Annotated in this window: 20 protein-coding genes; 11 read left to right on the top strand and 9 right to left on the bottom strand. The window is 54.2% G+C overall.

Translation table 11 applies throughout. The annotated features are described in order from the left end of the window. Window positions 1-81 precede the first annotated feature (81 nt). The 4 genes from proC (at window position 82) to LF95_RS14325 (ending at window position 2,959) form a co-directional block, all read left to right on the top strand. Entirely contained in the window at window positions 82-897 is an 816-nt protein-coding gene (gene proC, locus LF95_RS14340; protein WP_073955715.1) for a pyrroline-5-carboxylate reductase, read from the top strand. Between the two features lie 117 nt (window positions 898-1,014). Then, window positions 1,015-1,686: a TetR family transcriptional regulator gene (locus tag LF95_RS14335; RefSeq protein WP_073955714.1), complete on the top strand. Its 672-nt coding sequence runs from the start codon at window positions 1,015-1,017 to the stop codon at window positions 1,684-1,686. Window positions 1,687-1,961: 275 nt separating this feature from the next. After that, window positions 1,962-2,417 (top strand): phasin family protein, encoded by a 456-nt coding sequence (locus tag LF95_RS14330; protein WP_073955713.1) that lies wholly within the window; start codon window positions 1,962-1,964, stop codon window positions 2,415-2,417. Between the two features lie 197 nt (window positions 2,418-2,614). Then, window positions 2,615-2,959 carry a tRNA-binding protein gene (locus tag LF95_RS14325; RefSeq protein ID WP_073956298.1) on the top strand — a complete coding sequence of 115 codons (345 nt, stop codon included), beginning with the start codon at window positions 2,615-2,617 and terminating at the stop codon, window positions 2,957-2,959. 95 nt (window positions 2,960-3,054) lie between these two features. Here the strand turns inward: LF95_RS14325 and LF95_RS14320 are convergent, their stop codons facing one another. Next, window positions 3,055-4,545, bottom strand: a complete 1,491-nt coding sequence (locus tag LF95_RS14320; protein ID WP_073955712.1) for a methyl-accepting chemotaxis protein — start codon at window positions 4,543-4,545, stop codon at window positions 3,055-3,057. A 269-nt stretch (window positions 4,546-4,814) separates the two neighbouring features. Next, window positions 4,815-5,591, bottom strand: coding sequence for a ferredoxin--NADP reductase (locus tag LF95_RS14315; RefSeq protein ID WP_073955711.1), 777 nt, complete (start codon window positions 5,589-5,591; stop codon window positions 4,815-4,817). A 310-nt stretch (window positions 5,592-5,901) separates the two neighbouring features. Between LF95_RS14315 and LF95_RS14310 the strand changes: the two genes are divergently transcribed. Continuing rightward, window positions 5,902-6,567, top strand: coding sequence for a GntR family transcriptional regulator (locus LF95_RS14310; protein WP_073956297.1), 666 nt, complete (start codon window positions 5,902-5,904; stop codon window positions 6,565-6,567). A 34-nt stretch (window positions 6,568-6,601) separates the two neighbouring features. On the opposite strand, the gene LF95_RS14305 is transcribed toward LF95_RS14310, so the two are convergent. The 3 genes from LF95_RS14305 to LF95_RS14295 form a co-directional block, all read right to left on the bottom strand. Next, the gene (locus LF95_RS14305) at window positions 6,602-7,939 is read right to left on the bottom strand and encodes an ATP-binding protein (protein WP_073955710.1); all 1,338 of its coding nucleotides are present in this window, start codon (window positions 7,937-7,939) and stop codon (window positions 6,602-6,604) included. A gap of 58 nt (window positions 7,940-7,997) precedes the next feature. Continuing rightward, the gene (locus LF95_RS14300) at window positions 7,998-8,723 is read right to left on the bottom strand and encodes a response regulator (protein WP_073955709.1); all 726 of its coding nucleotides are present in this window, start codon (window positions 8,721-8,723) and stop codon (window positions 7,998-8,000) included. Window positions 8,724-8,818: 95 nt separating this feature from the next. Next, a complete protein-coding gene (locus LF95_RS14295) occupies window positions 8,819-9,337 on the bottom strand; it encodes a MarR family winged helix-turn-helix transcriptional regulator (RefSeq protein WP_073955708.1) in 519 nt (172 codons plus the stop codon). 113 nt (window positions 9,338-9,450) lie between these two features. Here LF95_RS14295 and LF95_RS14290 point away from each other — a divergent pair, with 113 nt between their 5' ends. Continuing rightward, the gene (locus tag LF95_RS14290; RefSeq protein ID WP_073955707.1) at window positions 9,451-10,347 is read left to right on the top strand and encodes a branched-chain amino acid aminotransferase; all 897 of its coding nucleotides are present in this window, start codon (window positions 9,451-9,453) and stop codon (window positions 10,345-10,347) included. 89 nt (window positions 10,348-10,436) lie between these two features. Here LF95_RS14290 and LF95_RS14285 read toward each other — a convergent pair whose 3' ends face one another. Next, a complete protein-coding gene (locus tag LF95_RS14285; protein WP_073956296.1) occupies window positions 10,437-11,648 on the bottom strand; it encodes a citrate synthase family protein in 1,212 nt (403 codons plus the stop codon). Between the two features lie 104 nt (window positions 11,649-11,752). Between LF95_RS14285 and LF95_RS14280 the strand changes: the two genes are divergently transcribed. Beyond that, entirely contained in the window at window positions 11,753-13,252 is a 1,500-nt protein-coding gene (locus tag LF95_RS14280) for a CoA transferase (RefSeq protein ID WP_083607694.1), read from the top strand. Window positions 13,253-13,334: 82 nt separating this feature from the next. Here LF95_RS14280 and hemF read toward each other — a convergent pair whose 3' ends face one another. Together hemF and LF95_RS14270 are read right to left on the bottom strand one after the other, a co-directional pair. Next, window positions 13,335-14,198 carry an oxygen-dependent coproporphyrinogen oxidase gene (gene hemF, locus LF95_RS14275; protein WP_073955705.1) on the bottom strand — a complete coding sequence of 288 codons (864 nt, stop codon included), beginning with the start codon at window positions 14,196-14,198 and terminating at the stop codon, window positions 13,335-13,337. After that, the gene (locus tag LF95_RS14270) at window positions 14,195-14,668 is read right to left on the bottom strand and encodes a tRNA (cytidine(34)-2'-O)-methyltransferase (protein ID WP_143182046.1); all 474 of its coding nucleotides are present in this window, start codon (window positions 14,666-14,668) and stop codon (window positions 14,195-14,197) included. Before LF95_RS14270 ends, hemF begins: the two co-directional genes overlap by 4 nt. A gap of 395 nt (window positions 14,669-15,063) precedes the next feature. Here LF95_RS14270 and petA point away from each other — a divergent pair, with 395 nt between their 5' ends. From petA to LF95_RS14250, 4 genes are all read left to right on the top strand, one after another. After that, complete coding sequence (petA, locus tag LF95_RS14265; RefSeq protein ID WP_073955703.1) at window positions 15,064-15,612, top strand: ubiquinol-cytochrome c reductase iron-sulfur subunit; 549 nt, start codon at window positions 15,064-15,066, stop codon at window positions 15,610-15,612. A gap of 11 nt (window positions 15,613-15,623) precedes the next feature. Beyond that, complete coding sequence (locus LF95_RS14260; protein ID WP_073955702.1) at window positions 15,624-16,892, top strand: cytochrome b; 1,269 nt, start codon at window positions 15,624-15,626, stop codon at window positions 16,890-16,892. After that, the gene (locus LF95_RS14255; protein WP_073955701.1) at window positions 16,885-17,658 is read left to right on the top strand and encodes a cytochrome c1; all 774 of its coding nucleotides are present in this window, start codon (window positions 16,885-16,887) and stop codon (window positions 17,656-17,658) included. Before LF95_RS14260 ends, LF95_RS14255 begins: the two co-directional genes overlap by 8 nt. A gap of 226 nt (window positions 17,659-17,884) precedes the next feature. Beyond that, window positions 17,885-18,511, top strand: a complete 627-nt coding sequence (locus LF95_RS14250) for a LysE family translocator (RefSeq protein ID WP_073955700.1) — start codon at window positions 17,885-17,887, stop codon at window positions 18,509-18,511. 80 nt (window positions 18,512-18,591) lie between these two features. Here the strand turns inward: LF95_RS14250 and LF95_RS14245 are convergent, their stop codons facing one another. Further along, entirely contained in the window at window positions 18,592-19,416 is an 825-nt protein-coding gene (locus LF95_RS14245) for a substrate-binding periplasmic protein (RefSeq protein WP_073955699.1), read from the bottom strand. Window positions 19,417-19,635 lie beyond the last annotated feature (219 nt).

Below are 19,635 nucleotides of genomic sequence, written 5' to 3'. Positions count from 1 at the left end.
TACGGCTTTAGGGACGCGCATAGGCGGACCAAATTAAAGATCACGCAAAATCTATGTCACCGTCATAAAACAGGGGAAGTCATGAAAACACGGTTGTTGCTGGTTGGCTGCGGTAAAATGGGGGGTGCCATGCTCGAAGGCTGGCTGGCCCGTGGCCTGAATTCCGACAATGTCTATGTCATTGAACAGGCCGACACCGCCGAAAACCTTGAAACCCGGCTGGGGGTTCATGGCCTTACCGACCTTTCCGAAATGCCGGAAAATTTTGTGCCCCAGGTTGTTCTGTTTGCCGTCAAACCACAGGTTTTGCCCGATATTCTTGAACTCTATAAGCCCCTGGTCCGGGCAGAAACGGTGTTTTTGTCGGTCGCAGCGGGTCGGACGACATCGTTCTTTGCCAAGACACTGGGCGACACCGCCCGCATTGTTCGCGCCATGCCCAACACCCCGGCATCGGTTTCGCGCGGCATGACGGTGATGTTCCCGACCGATTATGTCAGCACCGCCCAGCGCGACATGTGTGAAACCCTGCTTCAGGCGGTTGGCGAAGTCTCCTGGCTTGATGATGAAAGCCTGATGGATGCCGTTACCGCCGTCTCGGGCAGCGGCCCGGCTTACGTCTTTCATATGGTCGAGGCCCTGGCCCAGGCGGGTGTAAATGCGGGCCTGCCCGAAGAACAGGCCATGCTGCTGGCCCGGCAAACCATTGTGGGTGCGGGCTTCCTGCTCGATCAAAGCCCTGAAACCGCCGAAACCCTGCGTAAAAACGTCACCAGCCCCGGCGGCACCACGGCGGCAGCCCTAAATGTGCTGATGGACCCGCAAAATGGCCTGACGGAGCTTATGACCAAAGCCGTCGAAGCCGCCCGCAAACGCTCCGTCGAATTGGCCGGATAACCCTGTTTGCCGTGCGCGGGGATTGCATTTGCCGCGATCCCCGCCACATCATAAACAATACCGTTGCGACAAAACCGGAACGGCGCATACCATGCCTTTGCAAGACAGGAGCGTTCCATGCCAGCCAAAAAAGATCCGCGCGACACCGTCATAAACGCTGCAATGGAGCTTGCCGCAGAACGGCGCTGGCATTTGGTCACACTGATCGACATTTCGCAAAAATCCGGCGTTGCGATGGACCGGATATATCCGCTGTTTCAAAACAAAAGCGATATTTTGCGGGCCTTTGTGCAAAGGGTCGATCAGCAGGTTCTGGCCGAACTGGACGCAGATGACTTTGATCAACCCCGCCATGACCGTTTGATCGATATCATCATGGCCCGCTTTGATGCCCTGGCCCCCTATCGCCCGGCGCTCAAATCCATCCTCAAGGATTTTGGCGATGTTGGCCTGGCCGATGGCGCGCGTGCGGCCAAAACCGGTTTTACTTCGATGCGCTGGATGCTGGAAGCGGCCGGTTTTGAAACCGGCGGCCTGCAGGGCTGCCTGCGCGTCACCGGCCTTACGGCCATTTACGCGCGGTGTTTCCGCCAATGGCTGGATGACGATACCCCCGATTACGGGCCGACAATGGCCCTGCTTGACAAAAGCCTGAGCCAGGGCGGCAACTGGGACATGCAATTTGGAAAAGGCCTGTCGCGTGTGGCAGATGTGCGAAACAAATTCACCCAACGCTGCCGCAAAACGGCCACTAATCACAGCGACACTCCTGCACGGGAAAACACCTGACCTGCCTGCCTTTCCCGTCAAACAGCACAATGTCGCTCTGCTGCCCCGCCTGTAAGAAGCGGTTATCATTGGCATAATTCGCCCTGTATAATCGCCTCCGCCATCAAACACCCCAAGTTGTCGACTGCAACAAAAACATAACTCAAGATTTTTTGTGCAGTGCAAAATAATACTTGACCCCCGGGGCAAAATCGGGCACATTGCAGCTGAAATTGTGCGGCGCACAATAGCGCCTCATTAGATAACTCGTCGCATTGAAAATGGAGTGCCCTTCAATGACCGCCGCAAAAAAAGCTACCAACCCGTTTTTTGACGTTGATTTCACCAAATTCACCACCGACTTCAAAATGCCGGGTGTTGACATCAACGAAATGATGGCCTTTCAGCGCAAGAATGTTGAAGCCCTGACCAAAGCAAACAAAATTGCTTTTGATGGCTTCCAGGCTGTTGCACAGCGCCAGAGCGAAATCTTCAAGACCATGATGGAAAAAGCTACCACTCAGGGTAAAGATTTCTCTGCTGCTTCGGGCGAAACCCCGATGGCTGCTGCTGCCAAACAGACCGCTGCTGCGAAAACCGCCTATGAAGAAGCCCTTGCCAACGCAAAGGAACTTTCTGGCCTGGTCAGCAAGTCCCAGGAAGAAGCTCTTGGCCTGCTGCAGGCTCGCTTCACCGAATCGCTGGACGAACTGAAGTCCGCGATCGAAAAAACCGAAGCCGCAGCGAAATAAGTTTCTGATAACTTCCCGTTATCAAACTTCCGGCAGGGCCTTTGGCCCTGCCGTTTTTCTTTGTCTGATGCGCATATTTCAGCCCCCTACTTCATTCGGGCTTTTGCTCAAACTCCTGATTTTACCCCTTAAACTGTCCGGCCTTTGCGCCTTGCCCGCAGGACCGGTATTTTAAGGGCAAACAGATGGAGGACCATATGAGCGAAATCAGTTTTGATGATTTCCTGAAAGTCGATATCCGGGTGGGAACAGTCATTGATGCCCAACCCTTCCCCGAAGCCCGCCGCCCTGCCATCAAACTATGGGTGGATTTTGGCGACGAGATCGGTGTAAAAAAAACTTCGGCACAAATCACCAAATATTACAGCCCGGAAAAACTGATCGGCACGCAGGTGGCTGGCGTTGTCAATTTCCCGCCCCGCCAAATCGGCCCCTTCATGTCGGAGGTTCTATGTCTGGGATTTTCCGATGGAACCGCCGATAACGGCATTGTGCTGATCCGGCCAGAACAGAAAGTCCCCAATGGGGAACGCCTGTTATAAGGCTTCATGCCTTAGGCAATAAAACATAAAACAACCCGCACAAAAAACTGGCCGGTGACAACATCGTCACCGGCCAGCCTTTTTTCGTCTCGAACTTAACGGGCCAGAACCATCGCTGCTTCGCGGGTACGGCCAACCGATCCGGAAACCAGGCCAGAGCCACCTTTGATCTGGTTAATGGTGGCGGCGAAACTTTCCACCGATACCGCCATCGACTGCATGTTAACAGAAACCTCACCCGTCACCGCGCTCTGCTCCTCGACCGCCGAGGAAATGCTGGTGACGTTATTGACCACCCCTTCCACCTCGGAACGGATCTCGGCCAGAACAGAGGCAACTTCTTTGGCAATGCCCTGAACCCCGCCAATATCAGCCGAAATCTGTTCGGTGGCACGGGCCGCCTGTTTGGCAAGGTTTTTAACCTCGTTTGCCACCACGGCAAACCCCTTGCCCGCTTCACCCGCCCGGGCCGATTCGATCGTTGCGTTCAGCGCCAGCAGGTTGATCTGGCTGGCAATATTCTGGATCACCTCAACGATATTCCCCATCGAGGATACAACTTCATCCATGCGTTCAGTTGATTCACCCGCCTTTACCGTTTTATCAAACATCTGGTCAGTAGAGCTTCGTGCTGCCGACATACTGCGCGAAATTTCGGTAATGGATGCCAGCAATTCTTCGGCACTGGCTGCAACTGCCTGAACATTGGCCGACGTTTCTTCGGATGTGCGATAGGCGTGATTTGCCTGGTCATCCAAGTCATGCAGATTGTGATCAATCTCGGCAAAGTTGACATCGATCATCTCTTTGAGATCATCAAGAAGTTCAACCTGCTCGGTAATGTCAGTCGCATATTTCACGACTTTGTATGGTTTGCCGTCCGGATCAAGAATCGGGTTATAGGATGCCTGTATCCATACAACGCGGCCGCCCTTGCCGATGCGCTTGAACTGCTTGGCAATAAAATTCCCCCGCCCCAGTTCACGCCAAAATTCCTGGTAATCGGCGCTGTGCGCATAATCAGCTTCAACAAACATCCGGTGGCTTTTGCCTTTGATTTCCGCCAGCGAATATCCCATTACCGACAGGAAATTCTCGTTGGCATCCAAAATGTTGCCTTTCAGGTCAAATTCAATCACCGCCTGACTGCGCCAGATGGCATTGACCCGGCCATCCTGCTCGGCAGCCCGTTCCCGACGCTCGGTAATATTGGAAGCAAATTTGACAATCTTCACAACCCGGCCCGACTGATCACAAATCGGGTTGTAGCTGGCTTCGATCCAAACGCGACGGCCATCTTTGGTTTTGCGCGGGAATGCAGATTGCTTAAACTTGCCCGCTGCCAAATCAGTCCAGAAATTTCTATAGTCCGCCGAGTTTGCGATTTTATCTTCGACAAACATTGCATGATGCTTGCCCTGAATTTCTTCAATCCGATAGCCCATCAGGTTCAAAAAATTGTCATTCGCCCGAAGAATATGGCCCTTGGGGTCAAACTCGATCACCGCCAGCGATTTTTCCAAAGCCTGAAGAGTTTCCGCTGCCAGAACGTTTTTATCGGACGAGAAGAAATTAAAGTAAGACATAACACACCCTATCTACTGTCTCGCCAGATTCCCGAACCCGTTTCGCATCTGGCATCATTGCCTGAGGGTGAAATTAATACGTATGTATAGATCGCCATATCCCTAAATAGGGATAATCCTTAACATCAGGACTAGATATTCCACTACTCCGCATTAAACCTTTTTATTTCAAATAGATAACATCAAATTTTTGCCCCAAATGCCAAAAAACAAAAGGGCACCGTACGAAACGATGCCCTTTTTGCGACTGTCCAAGTGACAGAAAATGGTTATTTCTCGACAAAGGCCTTTTCAATCACGAAATGCCCCGGTTCGTTCATATTGCCTTCTTTACCACCCCATTCCAGCAACATCGCGCGGGTATCGGCAATCATTTGCGGGTTTCCACACAGCATGAAGCGGTCATTTTCCAGCGTCGGTTTTTCCAGGCCCAGATCTTCGTAGATCTTGCCCGATGCCATCAATTCGGTAATACGCCCCTGATGGGTAAATTCCTCGCGCGTGACGGTCGGATAATACAGAAGCTTCTTCTGCACTTCCTCGCCAAAGAACTCGTTATGAGGCAATTCATTGTGGATGAATTCCTGATAGGCCAGTTCCCGCACTTCGCGACAACCATGAACCAGAATCACCTTTTCATAGCGCTCATAGGTCTCGTAATCACGAATGACGCTCATGAACGGGGCAAGGCCGGTCCCCGTGGATAACAGCCACAGATTTTTGCCCGGCAACAGGTTATCATGGATCAGGGTTCCCGTCGGCTTACGCCCAACCAGGATTTTGTCCCCCACCTTGATATGCTGTAACCGCGAGGTCAAAGGACCATTCGGCACCTTGATCGAGAAAAATTCCAGTTCCTCGTCATAATTGGCGCTGACCATCGAATAGGCGCGAACAAGCGGCTTGCCCTCGACCTCGAGTCCAATCATCGCAAACTGACCATTGAGAAACCGGAAACCCGGGTCCCGCGTGGTTTTGAAGGTGAACAGGGTATCCGTCCAGTGATGAACGTAAGTGACGGTTTCTTCGTTAAAATTGCTAGCCATAGTGCTGCATCAATCCGTTTCGACAGTAGCTTTCAGTCAGACCGTGGCGGGAAAGCAATACACGGTTCCCGGCCCGATATGGATGCCAAGTTGAGGCGATTTAACATCAATACACCGTATATCGCAAGAAAACATTCAATGACGGTGTATTTTTATCAAAACCAACTTTGATCCATATCAATTTTATGTAAAATATTGTCTGACAATATTATGGGTATCTCACATCATCTTGCGCTGCAATATGTGGCCCGCCAACCACAATGGCAAGGACAAGCCAGCCCTGTCGTCCTTTCTGAACGGAAAAACATCCATGCCCTCGCAGAACAATATTCCCACCGTTCAGCATATATGCCAAATCATCACCCAGGCCATTCGCGAAGGCCGCCTTGCCCCTGGACAACGTCTGACCGAGGCGGAATTTACCCGCAAGCTTGCAGTCAGCCGCCCCACCATACGCGAAGCCTTTCGCCAGCTTTGCAATGACGGGCTTTTGCAGTTCGAACCCCATCGCGGGGCAAGTGTGCGTCAGCTGACCCGGCACGAACTTGACGACCTGTTTGTCATTCGTGCCAGTCTGGAGGCCTTGGCCGTGCGTCTCTCCGCCCCGCTGCTAGAACAGGCACCAGGGCCCCTGCTGCAAATTCAGGCCAGTTTGGACAAAGCCGAACAGGAAGGGGATCGAAAAAAAATGGCAAAATATAACATCGCATTTCACCAGCTATTTGCCGAAACCAGCGGCAATACCCTGTTACAATCCATCCTTAACCGGCTGACCAATTCGGTTTATTGGCTACAGTTACAGGCCTTGATCCACGATGAACAGGTAATGCACACCAATAGCCAGCATCAGCAAATTACGGCGGCAATTCTGGCTGGCAGGGGCGATGATGCCGCCCTGATCATGACCGATCATATCGAAAGATCCCGCCAACTGACCCAGTGGCTTGATGATTCGCGTTTTGCACAGGCGGACTAATTCATCAGCCCGCCCGTTAAAGCCTTCTGCCAGATCAGCGATGCCCGATGGGTAAAACCAGTCGTACACGCAGACCACCGCCTGGCGAATCTTCCAGCAACACATCACCGCCATGACCACGGGCAGAATCCCGCGCAATCGTCATGCCCAGACCAACGCCGCCGGTTGCCTGATTGCGAGATTCTTCCAGACGATAAAACGGCTTGAAAACCTCTTCACGTTTTTCCGCTGGAATCCCCGGCCCGTCATCATCGAACAGAATTTCGAAATCATTGCCGCGCCGCCCGGCCCGGATCGACAGGTTCGACGCATAGCGCCCGGCATTGCCAATAATATTGGCAACACAGCGCCGTACCGACTGACGGCGAATTTCCATCATCTGATTATCTTCTACATGCAGGTCAATCTGCTGACCTTCACGCAGGGCTTCGCCCACCAGTTCGGTCAGCAATTTGCCAATATCGGTTTCCACCGCCTGCTCGCCCTCTTCGCCACGGGCAAATGCCAAATAGGCATCCACCATGCGCTCCATATCCTGCACATCCTGCTTTAGGGCATCAACCCCGGGCGACATCCCCTGCATGGCAAGTTCAAGTTTCATACGGGTCAACGGGGTGCGTAAATCGTGTGACACGCCGGCCAAAAGGGCAGTTCGTTGCGACAAATGGCGCTGAATACGATCACGCATGGCCATAAAGGATGTGGCTGCCATGCGCACTTCGGATGCACCTTCGGGCTTGAAATCCGCCACGCTCACCCCCCGACCAAACTGGTCGGCCGCCTTGGCAAGGCGGCGGATGGGACGCACCTGATTGCGCATGAACAAAACCGCCACCCCATAGAGGATCAGGGCGGTCCCGGCGATCCACATAAAGAAAATATATGTCGTCGAGCTATAAAGCCGCTTGCGCGGTGCCACCACGGATAACACCCCGTCACGCAACTGCACCCGAATTTCCAGCAACCGGTCATCAACATCCAGATCAAAATAAAACGGCCGGTCCAACCGTTCCTTCAGGGCAGTAAAAAGCTCCGCCGAGACGAGGCCATAAGGCGGCTGGGTGATCTGCTTTTCCAGAATGGCACCTGGTTCAAAGACAACATCAAGCTGCATGCGCCGCCGGACATTTTCAACCAGGGCATCAAAATGGCCTTCATCGGGATACTGGCCAATATAATCGACCACATAGGCTACGTCGCCCGCCAGCCCACGGCTAAGTTGCTTGGCAATCGTATCCCAGTGCCTCTCGAAAAAGATCAGCACGGTAACGATCTGCAACAGCAGCATCGGCGTCATCAGGATCAGCAAAGACCGGCCCAGAAGGCCCGTCGGCAGCAGGGATTTGACCCATCCAGAAAGTGCGTTGCCCAAAACCGTCACCCTTTATCGATATGATCGATCATTGATTGTATTGCCGCAATGCAGCAGCTCAGTCTGTGTAAAGGACATATCCCCGACCACGTACTGTCTGCAAGTATCTTGGCTGTTTTGGGTCATCCTCAAGTTTCCGGCGCAATCGTGTTACCTGCACATCAATGCTGCGCGATGCCGCAGGATCAGCACTGCCAGTGCCGCCCGTCAACTCAAAAAGCTGTTCGCGCGAGGTGGTTTGCCCGGTCCGCCGCGCAAGGGCTGCCAACAGGTCCTGCTCTGCCGTGGTCAGATAAACATGTTCGTCGCCCCGTTGCAGAACCATGCGTTCCATATCAAAGCAAAAATTACCAAACATCACTTCGGTGGTTTCCACTTTGCCAGGTACATCGTTTTCCGGGCGGGTGCCATAACGGCGCAAAATCGCTTCGATGCGCAAAACAAGCTCGCGCGGTTCAAACGGTTTTGCCAAATAATCATCCGCCCCGGCCTCAAGCCCGGCGATGCGATCATCGGTTTCGGTAAGGGCCGTCAGCATCATGATCGGCACCGTCATACCGCGATCCCGCAAGGACCGCGCCAGGTCAACCCCTTTCTCGCCGGGCATAAGAACATCAATCACCAGCAGGTCAAAGGTAAATGCCTCCAGGCGCGCCCGCGCCTCGGTGGCATCACGGGCGACTGTTACCATAAACCCGTTTTCACCCAGATAGCGTTTGAGCAAATCGCGCAGCCTGTCATCGTCATCAACGACCAGAATATGCGGCAACCCGATCTCGACCATTCAACCCATCCCAAAACTTTATCGCATCAGGGAAATATACCTGCCCGGTCCTTGGGCGCAATCCATGATCACGCGCAAAACACCCGCAGGCAACCTTACCCCATGCGACGACGCAAGCCATTGGGCAACAGCTCGTCTTCAAACCGGGCGCGGTCATTCGGCCCCAGCATGCCCAGCATTACCTTGCGAAATCCCTCAACGGCTTCCGCCCCGGCTTCGCGATAGGCATTGGCAATCAGCACCCGCTGGTTTTCTGACAGTTTGCGTTCCAGTTCCTCGCCTTTTTCCGTTACGGTCAATAATCGCTGGCGACGATCCTGCACGCCGGTTTTCTGTTCAATAAAACCCTCGCGCACCAACTGGCCCAGAACCCGTGACAGGGACTGCTTGGTAATTTGCAAAATTGCCAAAAGCTCGCTGACATTGATGCCGGGATTGCGACTGACAAAATGAATAACCCGATGATGGGCGCGACCGAAATTATATTGCTCCAAAATCAGATCGGCTTCGGCCGTGAAATCACGATAGGCATAAAACAACAGTTCCATGCCCTGACGAAGCTCTTCCTCGCGCAGGAAAAGCGGATTGACCTTGCGTGTCGAGATATCTGCCATGCTGTTCCGTTATGTCAGTTATATTGACATATTAATCTATGAATGTTACTTCGGCTACATGTTTAGGGACATAAAGTTACGTTCAAGCGACCCTTTTAAATGGAATTTGGCAAATGACGACTCCCACCTTTGATAACCGCGACGGTTTTATCTGGTTTAATGGCGAACTGAAACCCTGGCGCGACAGCACGCTGCATGTTCTCAGCCATGCTTTGCATTATGCCAGCGCAGTATTTGAAGGGGAACGCTCTTATAACGGCAAAGTCTTCAAACTTGCTGAACATGGTGAACGCCTGATCAAATCGGGCAAAATTCTCGACATGACCATCCCCTACAGCTCCGCCGAACTGGACGCTGCCGTTCTTGAAACGCTCAAGGCCAACAACATTGTGGATGGCTATGTCCGTCGTATTGCCTGGCGTGGTAGCGAAATGATGGGTGTCGCCGCCCAGACCACCAAAATCAACGTTGCCATCGCAACCTGGCAATGGCCGAGCTATTTCAAACCCGAAGAACGCCTCAAAGGCATTCGTCTGGACCTGTCGAAATGGGCTCGCCCGGCACCGAACACCGCACCGACCGATGCCAAGGCTGCCGGCCTTTACATGATCTGCACCATGTCCAAACACGATGCGGAACGCAAAGGTTACGCCGATGCCATGCTGCTTGATTATCGCGGTCATGTTGCCGAGGCCACCGGTGCCAACGTCTTCTTTGCCAAAGACGGCAAATTGCACACCCCGACCCCGGATTGCTTCCTGAACGGCATTACGCGGCGCACCGTGATCGACCTTGCCAAGGCACGCGGCATCGAAGTCATTGAACGGACGATCCTGCCCGAAGAAATGGCCGGTTTTGAAGAATGCTTCCTGACCGGCACGGCTGCTGAAGTCACCCCGGTTTCAGAAATCGGCCAGTACAAATTTACCCCGGGCCAGATCTGCAAAACCCTAATGGAAGACTATATGGCGCTTGTCACCGGCCAAAAGGCCGCTGTTGCGGCTGAATAAACCGGTCCGAATTGCCTGCCAAATTCCAAGCGACCAAAGCCCGGCACAAGATATGATGCCGGGCTTTTTTGCTGGGTATTTGCAACCTGTCACGCCGTTACCGGTTCGGGACCGACATACACAGCACGCGGACGGATCAACTGGCTCTGGCGTCGTTGCTCCAGGGCATGGGCAATCCAGCCAACAGCCCGGCCCAACGCAAACACACAAAATGCAGCCCCTTCTGGCAGGGTCAAATACCGCCGCATCGCTACCAGGGCAAAATCAATGCCCGGTGCCTTCCCTGTCAGCGACGTCATGGTTTCGGAAATGTCTGCTGCCATCAGAAATTCAGGCTCAATCAAATCCAGCAGGGCCTTTGCCCGTACATCCCCCGCCGGATAAAGCGGATGCCCAAAACCGGGAAATTCCACCCCGGCCGCCAATTGGCGACGCAACTGCTGCGCCATGTTCCGCATATCAAGGGCCTGCCAGGCGGTTTCAATCCGTTCGGTCATGCCACCATGCAGTCCGCCACTCAGGGCCGCCAAACCGCCAATAATCGCCATTCGCAGGCTGGCCTCGGTCGAGGCAACACAGCGGGCGGTAAAGCTGGACGCATTCAATTCATGATCCGCACACAGCACAAGTGCGCGGCGTACCAGATCGGCCCCGACCGCATCCAGCCCCCACGCCCGCGCCAATTGCATATGCAAGGGATGATGGTCTCTATCCCGCCCGGTCACACAGGCAAAAAGCGCCGCGAGCAACCGGGACGCTCCGGCGGCAAGGCGGGTTTCATCCTGCTGCCAAATGCCGGTTTCACCATCTTCGGAGGCAATGGCAAACAGTGGCAACAATGCCTCGATCACCGGGACCTTTGCATAATGGTTTTTTAAGTGCGACCAGCCGTCGGGCAACACCGGCGCTGGAACATCCAGACGGCCCAAATCCGGCAAATCCCAAAGCAGGCTTGCCACCTCCTCCAGACTGGCCCGGTCCGCAAGCTCAACAGCCCTTTGGCCACGATAATAAAGCTGCCCGTCACGGATCAGCGTGATTCCCGATTCGAGAACCGGCATCCCCCAATCCAGGGTGGATTTGGCAATATCAACCGGTTTGTGTCCCCGTTTGCGCTTCCCGGCCAGTTCGGTCACATCGGCACGGGCATAACAATGGCGTCGGCTGTCCCCCTTTACCGGATGCGCACGCAAAAGCCCGCGGCTGACATAGGCATACAGCGTTGCCCGCGATACCCCCAACTGGCCGGCCGCCTGTTCGGCACTGATAAAACGGGACGTGTCGAAATGTTGATTTGTCATGACCAATATATGTTGATTTATATAATCAATATTGACGATATATTGAATCTGGCGTGCTGTATAGATCTGTTTATCAGACAAACACGACCGCCAAGGAGGCCGCCATGACTGGTGCCAGCGCCCCGTCTTCCAACCGCCCATTCCCTTCAGGGGAGAGATCCGGCACGCCGGATACTCCGGAGCCGTTCGATCATTTTGCGTGCGAAATCTGGAGCGCAGTCGGCGGTAATCCGGCCATGACCAACGCTATTTCGCAAACCACTAACGGTGCCCTGCCATCGGTCTTTGCCGTAACCGATCTGGCGGCGTCCTCGGTTGCCTGTGCCGGTTTGGCGATTGCCGAGCTTGCAGGCCTGATCCGCAATCAGGGCAAAAATACCACCCTGCCCCTGCCGGTAAATGTTGACCGGCGACTGGCATCAGCCTGGTTTTCGTCAAGCTATCGGCCCGTCGGCTGGGCCCCTGCGGCCAAGTGGGATGCCATTGCCGGGGATTATCAGGGGCAGGATGGCTGGGTCCGCCTGCATACCAACGCCCCGCATCATCGCCGCGCCGCCCTTGAAGTGCTTAACATCACACCAGAAGATGCCAGCCGGCAAAGCGTTGCCAAAACGGTGGCAAACTGGCCGATCAATGCGCTGGAAACTGCCATTGTCGAAAAAGGGGGATGTGCTGCCGCAATGCGTTCCATCACGGCATGGCAACAGCATCCCCAGGGCCAGGCCGTTGCCAGCGAGCCGCTGGTGCATGTGGAAACACATTCACTTCCCACTTCGGAACCCCCTGAAAACGCACATTTCCCCCTTACCGGCACGATTGAACGTCCGCTTGCCGGGGTAAAAGTGCTGGATCTAACGCGCATTCTGGCCGGGCCGGTGGGCACCCGGTTTTTGGCGGGGTTTGGAGCCGATGTGTTGCGCATTGACCCGCCCGGCTGGGATGAACCCACAATATTGCCCGACGTGACACTGGGCAAACGCTGTGCCCGACTTGATTTGCGCGACGATCAGGACCGCGACAGGTTTCGCACCCTTCTGGCAGAAGCCGACATTCTGGTGCATGGCTATCGCGCCAATGCCCTTGAACGCCTGGGCCTAGGGGCCGAGGCCCGCCGCGCCCTTAACCCCGGTCTGGTTGATGTGGCCCTGAATGCCTATGGCTGGTCCGGGCCGTGGCAGTTTCGACGCGGTTTTGACAGCCTGGTACAAATGAGCAGCGGCATCGCCAATCACGGCATGAAAAGCTACCAATCGGACAAACCCGCGCCATTGCCGGTACAGGCATTGGACCACGCGGCTGGGTATATTCTTGCCACCAGCGCCATTCGCGGCCTGGTCGACCGCCATAAAAACGGGCACGGCAAATGCTACCGCACCTCTCTGGCACGGGTGGCGGCATTGTTGTGCGAATATCAGCCCACTTCTCCGGACGCCTCTTCGCCCCCACCCTTCGCCGACCTTGCCGACAGCGATTACATGCAGGCCGCCGAGCCGTCCGGCAGTGGAGATGTGCAGCGCTTATACCCGCCGCTTGAAATTGGCGGCATCCCGATGCGCTGGTCCCTGCCGGCCGGGCTTTTGGGCGCAAGCCCGCCAAAATGGTAAAAAAGCCCCACATCACATGTACAAAAGGCCTGCATCACACAGGCCTTTTGTCATCTTTTCCAAACAATCAAATGCCCGCCGCCTAGGGCCAGTTTGCCATTGGCGGCAGCGACATCAGGATGGCTTCGGTATTGCCGCCCGTCATTATGCCAAACCGTGTGCCCCGGTCATGCAGCAGGTTAAACTCAACATACCGGCCGCGTTTGACCAGTTGCGCCTCGCGCTGGTCCATCGTCCAGTCATCGTTATAATGGCGTTCCACCAGGGTGGGATACACATTGAGAAACGCCTTGCCAACATCCTGGGTAAAGGCAAAATCGGCGTCCCAGTCGTTTTCCAGATAATCATAAAAAATACCGCCCACGCCACGCGGCTCATTGCGGTGCGGCAGCCAGAAATATTCATCGCACCACTTTTTAAAGCGGTCGTAATAATCCTCGCCATGCGCATCACACGCAACCTTAAAGGCCCCATGAAAATCGGCGGTGTCGGCATCGTCGGGAAAAACGGGGGTTAAATCCGCCCCGCCGCCAAACCATGCCTTGGATGTCACGATATGGCGGGTATTCATATGCACGGCAGGCACAAGGGGCGAACAGGGATGCGCCACCAGCGAAATGCCCGCAGCCCAGAAATTGGGGTTTTCGTCGGCCCCCGGTATTTCCTTGCGGAATTTTTCGGAGAACTCGCCATAAACGGTGGAAATATTCACCCCGACTTTTTCAAAAACACGGCCCCGCATAACCGACATTTCACCACCACCCTGATTTTCACCACGATCCCAGCGGGTGCGCTCGAACCGGCCAGCGGGACGGTCCGATAACGGGCCGGTGCAGGCATCTTCAAGCTGTTCAAAACGGGCGCAAATCTGGTCTCGCAGGGATTTGAACCAGTCAGCGGCCTGCTTTTTACGTACTTCGGTCTGGCGGGCTGTTTCATCACTCATTCAGGGGTTCCCGGAAAACTGTTGGTCTGACGCATGGCTTCACCGACGGTCATAGCCGCCGCCATTGCTACATTCAAGGATCGCATCCCCGGACGCAACGGAATAACCACCCGCGCATCAACCGATTCATGCACCTGGTCGGGAACACCCCGGCTTTCAGCGCCCAGCATCAAAATATCATCGGCGCGATACTCAAAATCACAATAGGGGACAGCCCCCTTTGTCGTCATCAGTACCAAGCGCCCGGGAAGGTCTCCCCTTGACCGCGCCTGCTCAAAAGCCTGCCAGTCCGCGTGGCGCTGATAATTTGCCGCTTCGAGATAATCCATCCCGGCACGCTTCAAACTGGCCGATGTCAAAAGGAAGCCACAGGGCTCGATAATATCAACCCCTACCCCCAGGCAGGCGGCCATACGTAAAATTGTCCCGGTATTTTGCGGAATATCGGGCTCAAACAAACAAATTCTCATGATGGATCAACAGACTCGCGCAATTTTGTATAAAAACGCCCTAAAAAATGTTACCAAAAGTTTCATAGCGTTACAGGAGTTTCCCGCTTCTGGGACCGGGTCTTTAACAAAGTAGCTTGTTATAGCGGGTATCACACAAGGGTGCCAGTGCTAGGAAAAGTCTTGTTTGACGTAGGGTTTTTAGAGTGTTTCCAAAACCAGAGCGTTTATTAATGCACACCTTTCCCGCCAAGTTATCCTTAACAAAGGCCGTTATTGTTAGTATACGAAATTCGATTCAGGCCTGAAGGGCGCGGGAGCAGAAAACTTTTTTCGAATTGAAGTAAGTCAATGATCCCGGCGATGAATTCAGGCATTCCGCATGCCTGTTTTGGGGGCAGAAAGAGGAATACATCATGTCTCAAACGGCGCAATCATCCGGGGAGCACCCGGACGAGAACCGCAGGGATTTCCTGACCCTTGCGACCACAGCGGTCGGTGTCGTCGGCACCGGCATGGCACTGTGGCCGTTCGTGGACAGCATGAACCCGTCCAAGGACGTTCTGGCACTGGCCTCGGTCGAAGTGAACCTGTCAAACATTCCGGTCGGACAGGCCATCAAGGTCATGTGGCGCGGTAAACCCGTGTTTATTCGCCATCGCACCGAACGCGAAATTAAAGAAGCAGAAGACGTGGCATTGAACCAGTTGGTCGATCCCGAGGCCGACGATGCCCGTGTGAAGAAAAAAGAATGGCTGATCGTCGTCGGCGTGTGCACCCATTTGGGCTGCATTCCGATGGGCACCGCAACCGGGGAACCGCGCGGTGACTTTGACGGCTGGTATTGCCCGTGTCACGGGTCGCACTATGACAGTTCAGGCCGCATCCGCAAGGGTCCGGCACCGAAGAACCTTGTTGTGCCGACCTATACCTTCCTCACCGACACGTCGGTCAAGATCGGCTAAGGGAGTGTAAGATGAGCGCGCCTGTATGGAATAACAAAGTGGTAAAATGGGTCGATGATCGTCTTCCGATCTTTTCGATGCTGCACCATTCCGCTTACGAATATCCGACACCGAAAAACCTGTCCTATATGTGGAACTTTGGTTCCCTGGCCGGTTTTGTTCTGGTGACGATGATCCTTACCGGGATCTTCCTGGTGATGAACTATACGCCGCATGCCGATATGGCATTTGATTCCGTTGAACGCATCATGCGTGACGTGAATTATGGCTGGCTGATCCGCTATTTGCATATGAATGGCGCGTCGATGTTCTTCATCTGCGTCTATATCCACATTTTCCGTGGTCTTTATTACGGGTCATACAAGGCCCCGCGTGAAGTTCTGTGGTGGATTGGTATCCTGATCCTGCTCGCCATGATGGCAACCGCATTCATGGGCTATGTTCTGCCCTGGGGCCAGATGTCATTTTGGGGGGCAACGGTTATTACCAACCTGTTCTCGGCGTTCCCGGTTATCGGTGATCCGCTGGTGACATGGCTTTGGGGCGGTTTCTCGGTCTCAAACCCGACCCTGAACCGGTTCTTCTCGCTGCATTATCTGCTGCCGTTTGTCATTCTGGGCCTTGTGGTCCTGCATGTATGGGCACTGCACGCAGTGCGGTCAAACAACCCAACCGGTGTCGAGATCAAAACGCCGCAGGACAGCATTCCGTTCCATCCTTACTACACGATCAAGGATCTGTTCGGGATGGGGGTGTTTTTGATCATCTATCTCTATTTCGTGTTCTTCGCGCCGAACTTCTTTGGCGAGCCGGACAACTACATTATGGCCAACCCGCTATCGACGCCGGCCCATATCGTTCCGGAATGGTATTTCCTGCCGTTCTACGCGATCCTGCGGTCGATCGACTTTGAATTCCTTGGCATTCCGGCAAAACTGCTGGGCGTGCTGGCGATGTTCGCGGCCATTATCGTGCTGTTTGTCATTCCCTGGCTCGATAGGTCCAAGGTGCGCAGCTCGCGCTTCCGTCCGGTTTACAAATGGTTCTTTGTCGTTCTGGTCATTGACTGCTTCGTTCTTGGCTATTGTGGTGCAAAGGCTCCGTCTGATCCGTTCATGGGGCTGCATGGTCTGCAGGTGATTACGGTTGGTCAGTTGGCAACGCTGTATTACTTCCTGCATTTCCTTGTCGTCATGCCTGTGGTTGGCAAAATGGAACGGCCAAAACCGCTTCCTGCCAGCATCAGCGAATCTGTTCTCAAGGGAGGTGCAAATGCGTAAATTTGCTCTCACCGCAATTGCTGCTGCTTTCGCGCTGACCGCTTTTGCCAACACATCGTCCAAGGCTGCGGAAGGCGTGGTTCCGCCCGCAATGGAATGGAGCTGGCAGGGCCTGTTTGGCACCTATGACCGTGCGCAGTTGCAACGCGGTTTCCAGGTGTTCAAAACGGTCTGCGCAAGCTGCCACAGCATGCGTTACCTTGCATTCCGCAATCTGGAAGGCATTGGTTTTAACGAAGACCAGATCAAGGCGATTGCCGCGGAATACGAAGTCCAGGACGGCCCCAATGACGATGGTGAAATGTTCACCCGTACGGCAAAACCGTCTGACCACTTCCCGCATCCGTTTGCAAACGACAAGGCAGCTGCTGCTGCCAATGGTGGAGCAACACCGCCCGATCTGTCGCTGATGGCAAAAGCCCGCCCGCACGGCCCGGATTACATCCATGCCCTGCTGACCGGCTATGAAGAAGAGGCACCGGCCGGTGTCGAAATGGCTGAAGGCAAGTATTACAACCACTACTTCCCCAGCCATCAGATTTCGATGCCCCCGCCCCTGTATGGTGATGACGTCGAATATACCGACGGCACCGAAGCCACAGTTGATCAGGAAGTCCTTGACGTTACGGCGTTCATGAACTGGATTGCCGAACCGGAACTTGAAGCCCGCAAAGCAATGGGCATGAAGGTTCTGCTGTTCCTGATCGTGTTTACGGCGATGCTTTATGCGGTAAAACGCAAAATCTGGGCGAAGATCGAGCATTAAGCCGATCCTGATACCTTAAAAATCAAAGGCCGCTGGCTTCGTGCTGGCGGCCTTTTTTTATTTTCTTTCAAAAAGATACTGTCATAATCAGCAGACTGACGGAGGGGGCTCTCGATTTTCACGCCCCCCGCTATCACACGTTTATGCCGCACCATGCCTGCCTTCACCGCCACAGCCAGTACCCCACCCGGCCCAAATGACGTCGGCCCAGTTTACAGAGTGTTTTATGTCGCTTGACCAATATGGCCTGTATATCATCGCTGTTCTGATTGCCGTTTTAACGCCTGGCCCGGCCGTGATGCTGGCGATCACCAATGCCGTTCGCCACAACACCGTGACAGCGATGATTGGCGCCCTGGGCTGCGTTACGGCCACCGGCCTGATGGGCGCCCTGTCAGCGATGGGACTGGGCGCGATGATCATGGCATCGGCCATTTTATTTGATATCGTCCGCTTTGCCGGTGCGGCCTATTTGATCTGGCTGGGGTTCAAAATGTGGCGGGCAAGCGGCAAGGGGGCTGTAAATGTCTCTACCGACCCGGCAATGGCCCATCCCGGTTATATGCGCATCTATCTGCGCGGTTTCGTTGTTTCGGCCAGCAATCCCAAGGCTATTGCCTTTTTCACCGCCCTGTTCCCGATGTTCCTCGCCCCGAATGCGCCGCTATTGACGCAATTCGCGATCCTGGATGGCACTTTTATGATCCTGTCCTTTTCCGGGATCATGGGCTATTCGCTGCTGGCAGCCCGCAGCAAGGGCTTTTTGCTGGGCTCTGCCCGAAAATGGTTTGATCGTATTGCCGGGGGTATTTTTGTCAGCTTTGGCGTTGCCCTGGCTGTCAGCCGTCGCTAAACACAGTGCCCTGCCACACAGGAACACTCTGGCCGCCTTCAAGATGGCCGCCCAAGCAGCACAGAAATACGGCAAGGCGCCTACATCATATACCCTTTCAATATCGCATCAATTTCGCCCTCTTCGTGCATCTTGCGCAATACGCCGTCCAGCGCATCGGCAAAATCATCCCGAAAGGGCCACTTCCCGGCTTCATCGGGGCCGTAGGCAACCCCACCCTGATGTGATCCCAAAAGGGCGGTTTCCGTTAGATGGTAATATTCCTCATCGGAGGCAGGGCCTATCTTGCTTAAGGCCACATCTATCGCCAAGCGGTCATTGACATAACAGTCAATCCGCCCGGCCAGCAGGCGACGCAAATTGATTTCGGTCGTGTGCGCTTCCTCAAAGGTCACTTCATGCCGTTCGGCCATGTTGAAAAGAGCCTGCCCCGCCATTTTATAACCCGATGTATTGCCAAACCGGGCACCGACATAATCATACGGATAGCTTAACAATGTACGATAGCGGGCAAACTGGTCAGTGCACAGCACAACAGGCGTTTGCGTAACGATCGGTACTGAGTAACGCTGCACCCAATCGCGTACCGGTTTGAAATAAGGTGGATAAAACGCCATAATCTCGCCGCGCTTCAAAAGCTCGATGCCACGTTTGAAGGGCACCGCAGAAAATTCGATATCATATTGCGGCATCTGCAACGCCGCCCGACGCAAAATATCGGTATAAATCCCCATCATGACGTTGCCCTGCAAATAGGCATAGGGGGGATTATTTTCCTCACCATAAAGAACAACGCGCTGGCGCACATGGCTTTTATCTGTGTCTGGTTCCGCAAAGACAGGCTTTGCGCAAAATAAAAACACACCGGAAAACAGCAAAAAGACAAGCGCAAGGCGCATCGGCATAACAATGTCCGCTTCACTTAATGGGCATTTACAGGAAAGGGTGGCACCAACTATCAGCAAAACGCATCAGGTACCATTGCTATCGACGAGATAGAGCCATGCACAACTGTAAGGATAATTATCCTTCGACTTCACGCACAACACCGCCTCTTATTTCGATAAATTGGCGGAAATCATTGATATTTCGAGAAAAAACCAGCAACCATAAAGTGTCAGGGA

The sequence above is a fragment of the Thalassospira sp. TSL5-1 genome, from assembly GCF_001907695.1.
Lineage (GTDB): Bacteria > Pseudomonadota > Alphaproteobacteria > Rhodospirillales > Thalassospiraceae > Thalassospira.
The sequence above is the reverse complement of the archived record's forward strand: the minus strand, read 5'-3'. Positions and strand labels throughout refer to the sequence as shown.

Coding starts and splice junctions, on each gene's coding strand:
- proC (WP_073955715.1), top strand. CDS start 82: ATGAAAACACGGTTGTTGCTGGTTGGCTGCGGTAAAATGGGGGGTGCC.
- LF95_RS14335 (WP_073955714.1), top strand. CDS start 1,015: ATGCCAGCCAAAAAAGATCCGCGCGACACCGTCATAAACGCTGCAATG.
- LF95_RS14330 (WP_073955713.1), top strand. CDS start 1,962: ATGACCGCCGCAAAAAAAGCTACCAACCCGTTTTTTGACGTTGATTTC.
- LF95_RS14325 (WP_073956298.1), top strand. CDS start 2,615: ATGAGCGAAATCAGTTTTGATGATTTCCTGAAAGTCGATATCCGGGTG.
- LF95_RS14320 (WP_073955712.1), bottom strand. CDS start 4,545: ATGTCTTACTTTAATTTCTTCTCGTCCGATAAAAACGTTCTGGCAGCG.
- LF95_RS14315 (WP_073955711.1), bottom strand. CDS start 5,591: ATGGCTAGCAATTTTAACGAAGAAACCGTCACTTACGTTCATCACTGG.
- LF95_RS14310 (WP_073956297.1), top strand. CDS start 5,902: ATGCCCTCGCAGAACAATATTCCCACCGTTCAGCATATATGCCAAATC.
- LF95_RS14300 (WP_073955709.1), bottom strand. CDS start 8,723: ATGGTCGAGATCGGGTTGCCGCATATTCTGGTCGTTGATGACGATGAC.
- LF95_RS14295 (WP_073955708.1), bottom strand. CDS start 9,337: ATGGCAGATATCTCGACACGCAAGGTCAATCCGCTTTTCCTGCGCGAG.
- LF95_RS14290 (WP_073955707.1), top strand. CDS start 9,451: ATGACGACTCCCACCTTTGATAACCGCGACGGTTTTATCTGGTTTAAT.
- LF95_RS14285 (WP_073956296.1), bottom strand. CDS start 11,648: ATGACAAATCAACATTTCGACACGTCCCGTTTTATCAGTGCCGAACAG.
- LF95_RS14280 (WP_083607694.1), top strand. CDS start 11,753: ATGACTGGTGCCAGCGCCCCGTCTTCCAACCGCCCATTCCCTTCAGGG.
- hemF (WP_073955705.1), bottom strand. CDS start 14,198: ATGAGTGATGAAACAGCCCGCCAGACCGAAGTACGTAAAAAGCAGGCC.
- LF95_RS14270 (WP_143182046.1), bottom strand. CDS start 14,668: ATGAGAATTTGTTTGTTTGAGCCCGATATTCCGCAAAATACCGGGACA.
- petA (WP_073955703.1), top strand. CDS start 15,064: ATGTCTCAAACGGCGCAATCATCCGGGGAGCACCCGGACGAGAACCGC.
- LF95_RS14260 (WP_073955702.1), top strand. CDS start 15,624: ATGAGCGCGCCTGTATGGAATAACAAAGTGGTAAAATGGGTCGATGAT.
- LF95_RS14255 (WP_073955701.1), top strand. CDS start 16,885: ATGCGTAAATTTGCTCTCACCGCAATTGCTGCTGCTTTCGCGCTGACC.
- LF95_RS14250 (WP_073955700.1), top strand. CDS start 17,885: ATGTCGCTTGACCAATATGGCCTGTATATCATCGCTGTTCTGATTGCC.
- LF95_RS14245 (WP_073955699.1), bottom strand. CDS start 19,416: ATGCCGATGCGCCTTGCGCTTGTCTTTTTGCTGTTTTCCGGTGTGTTT.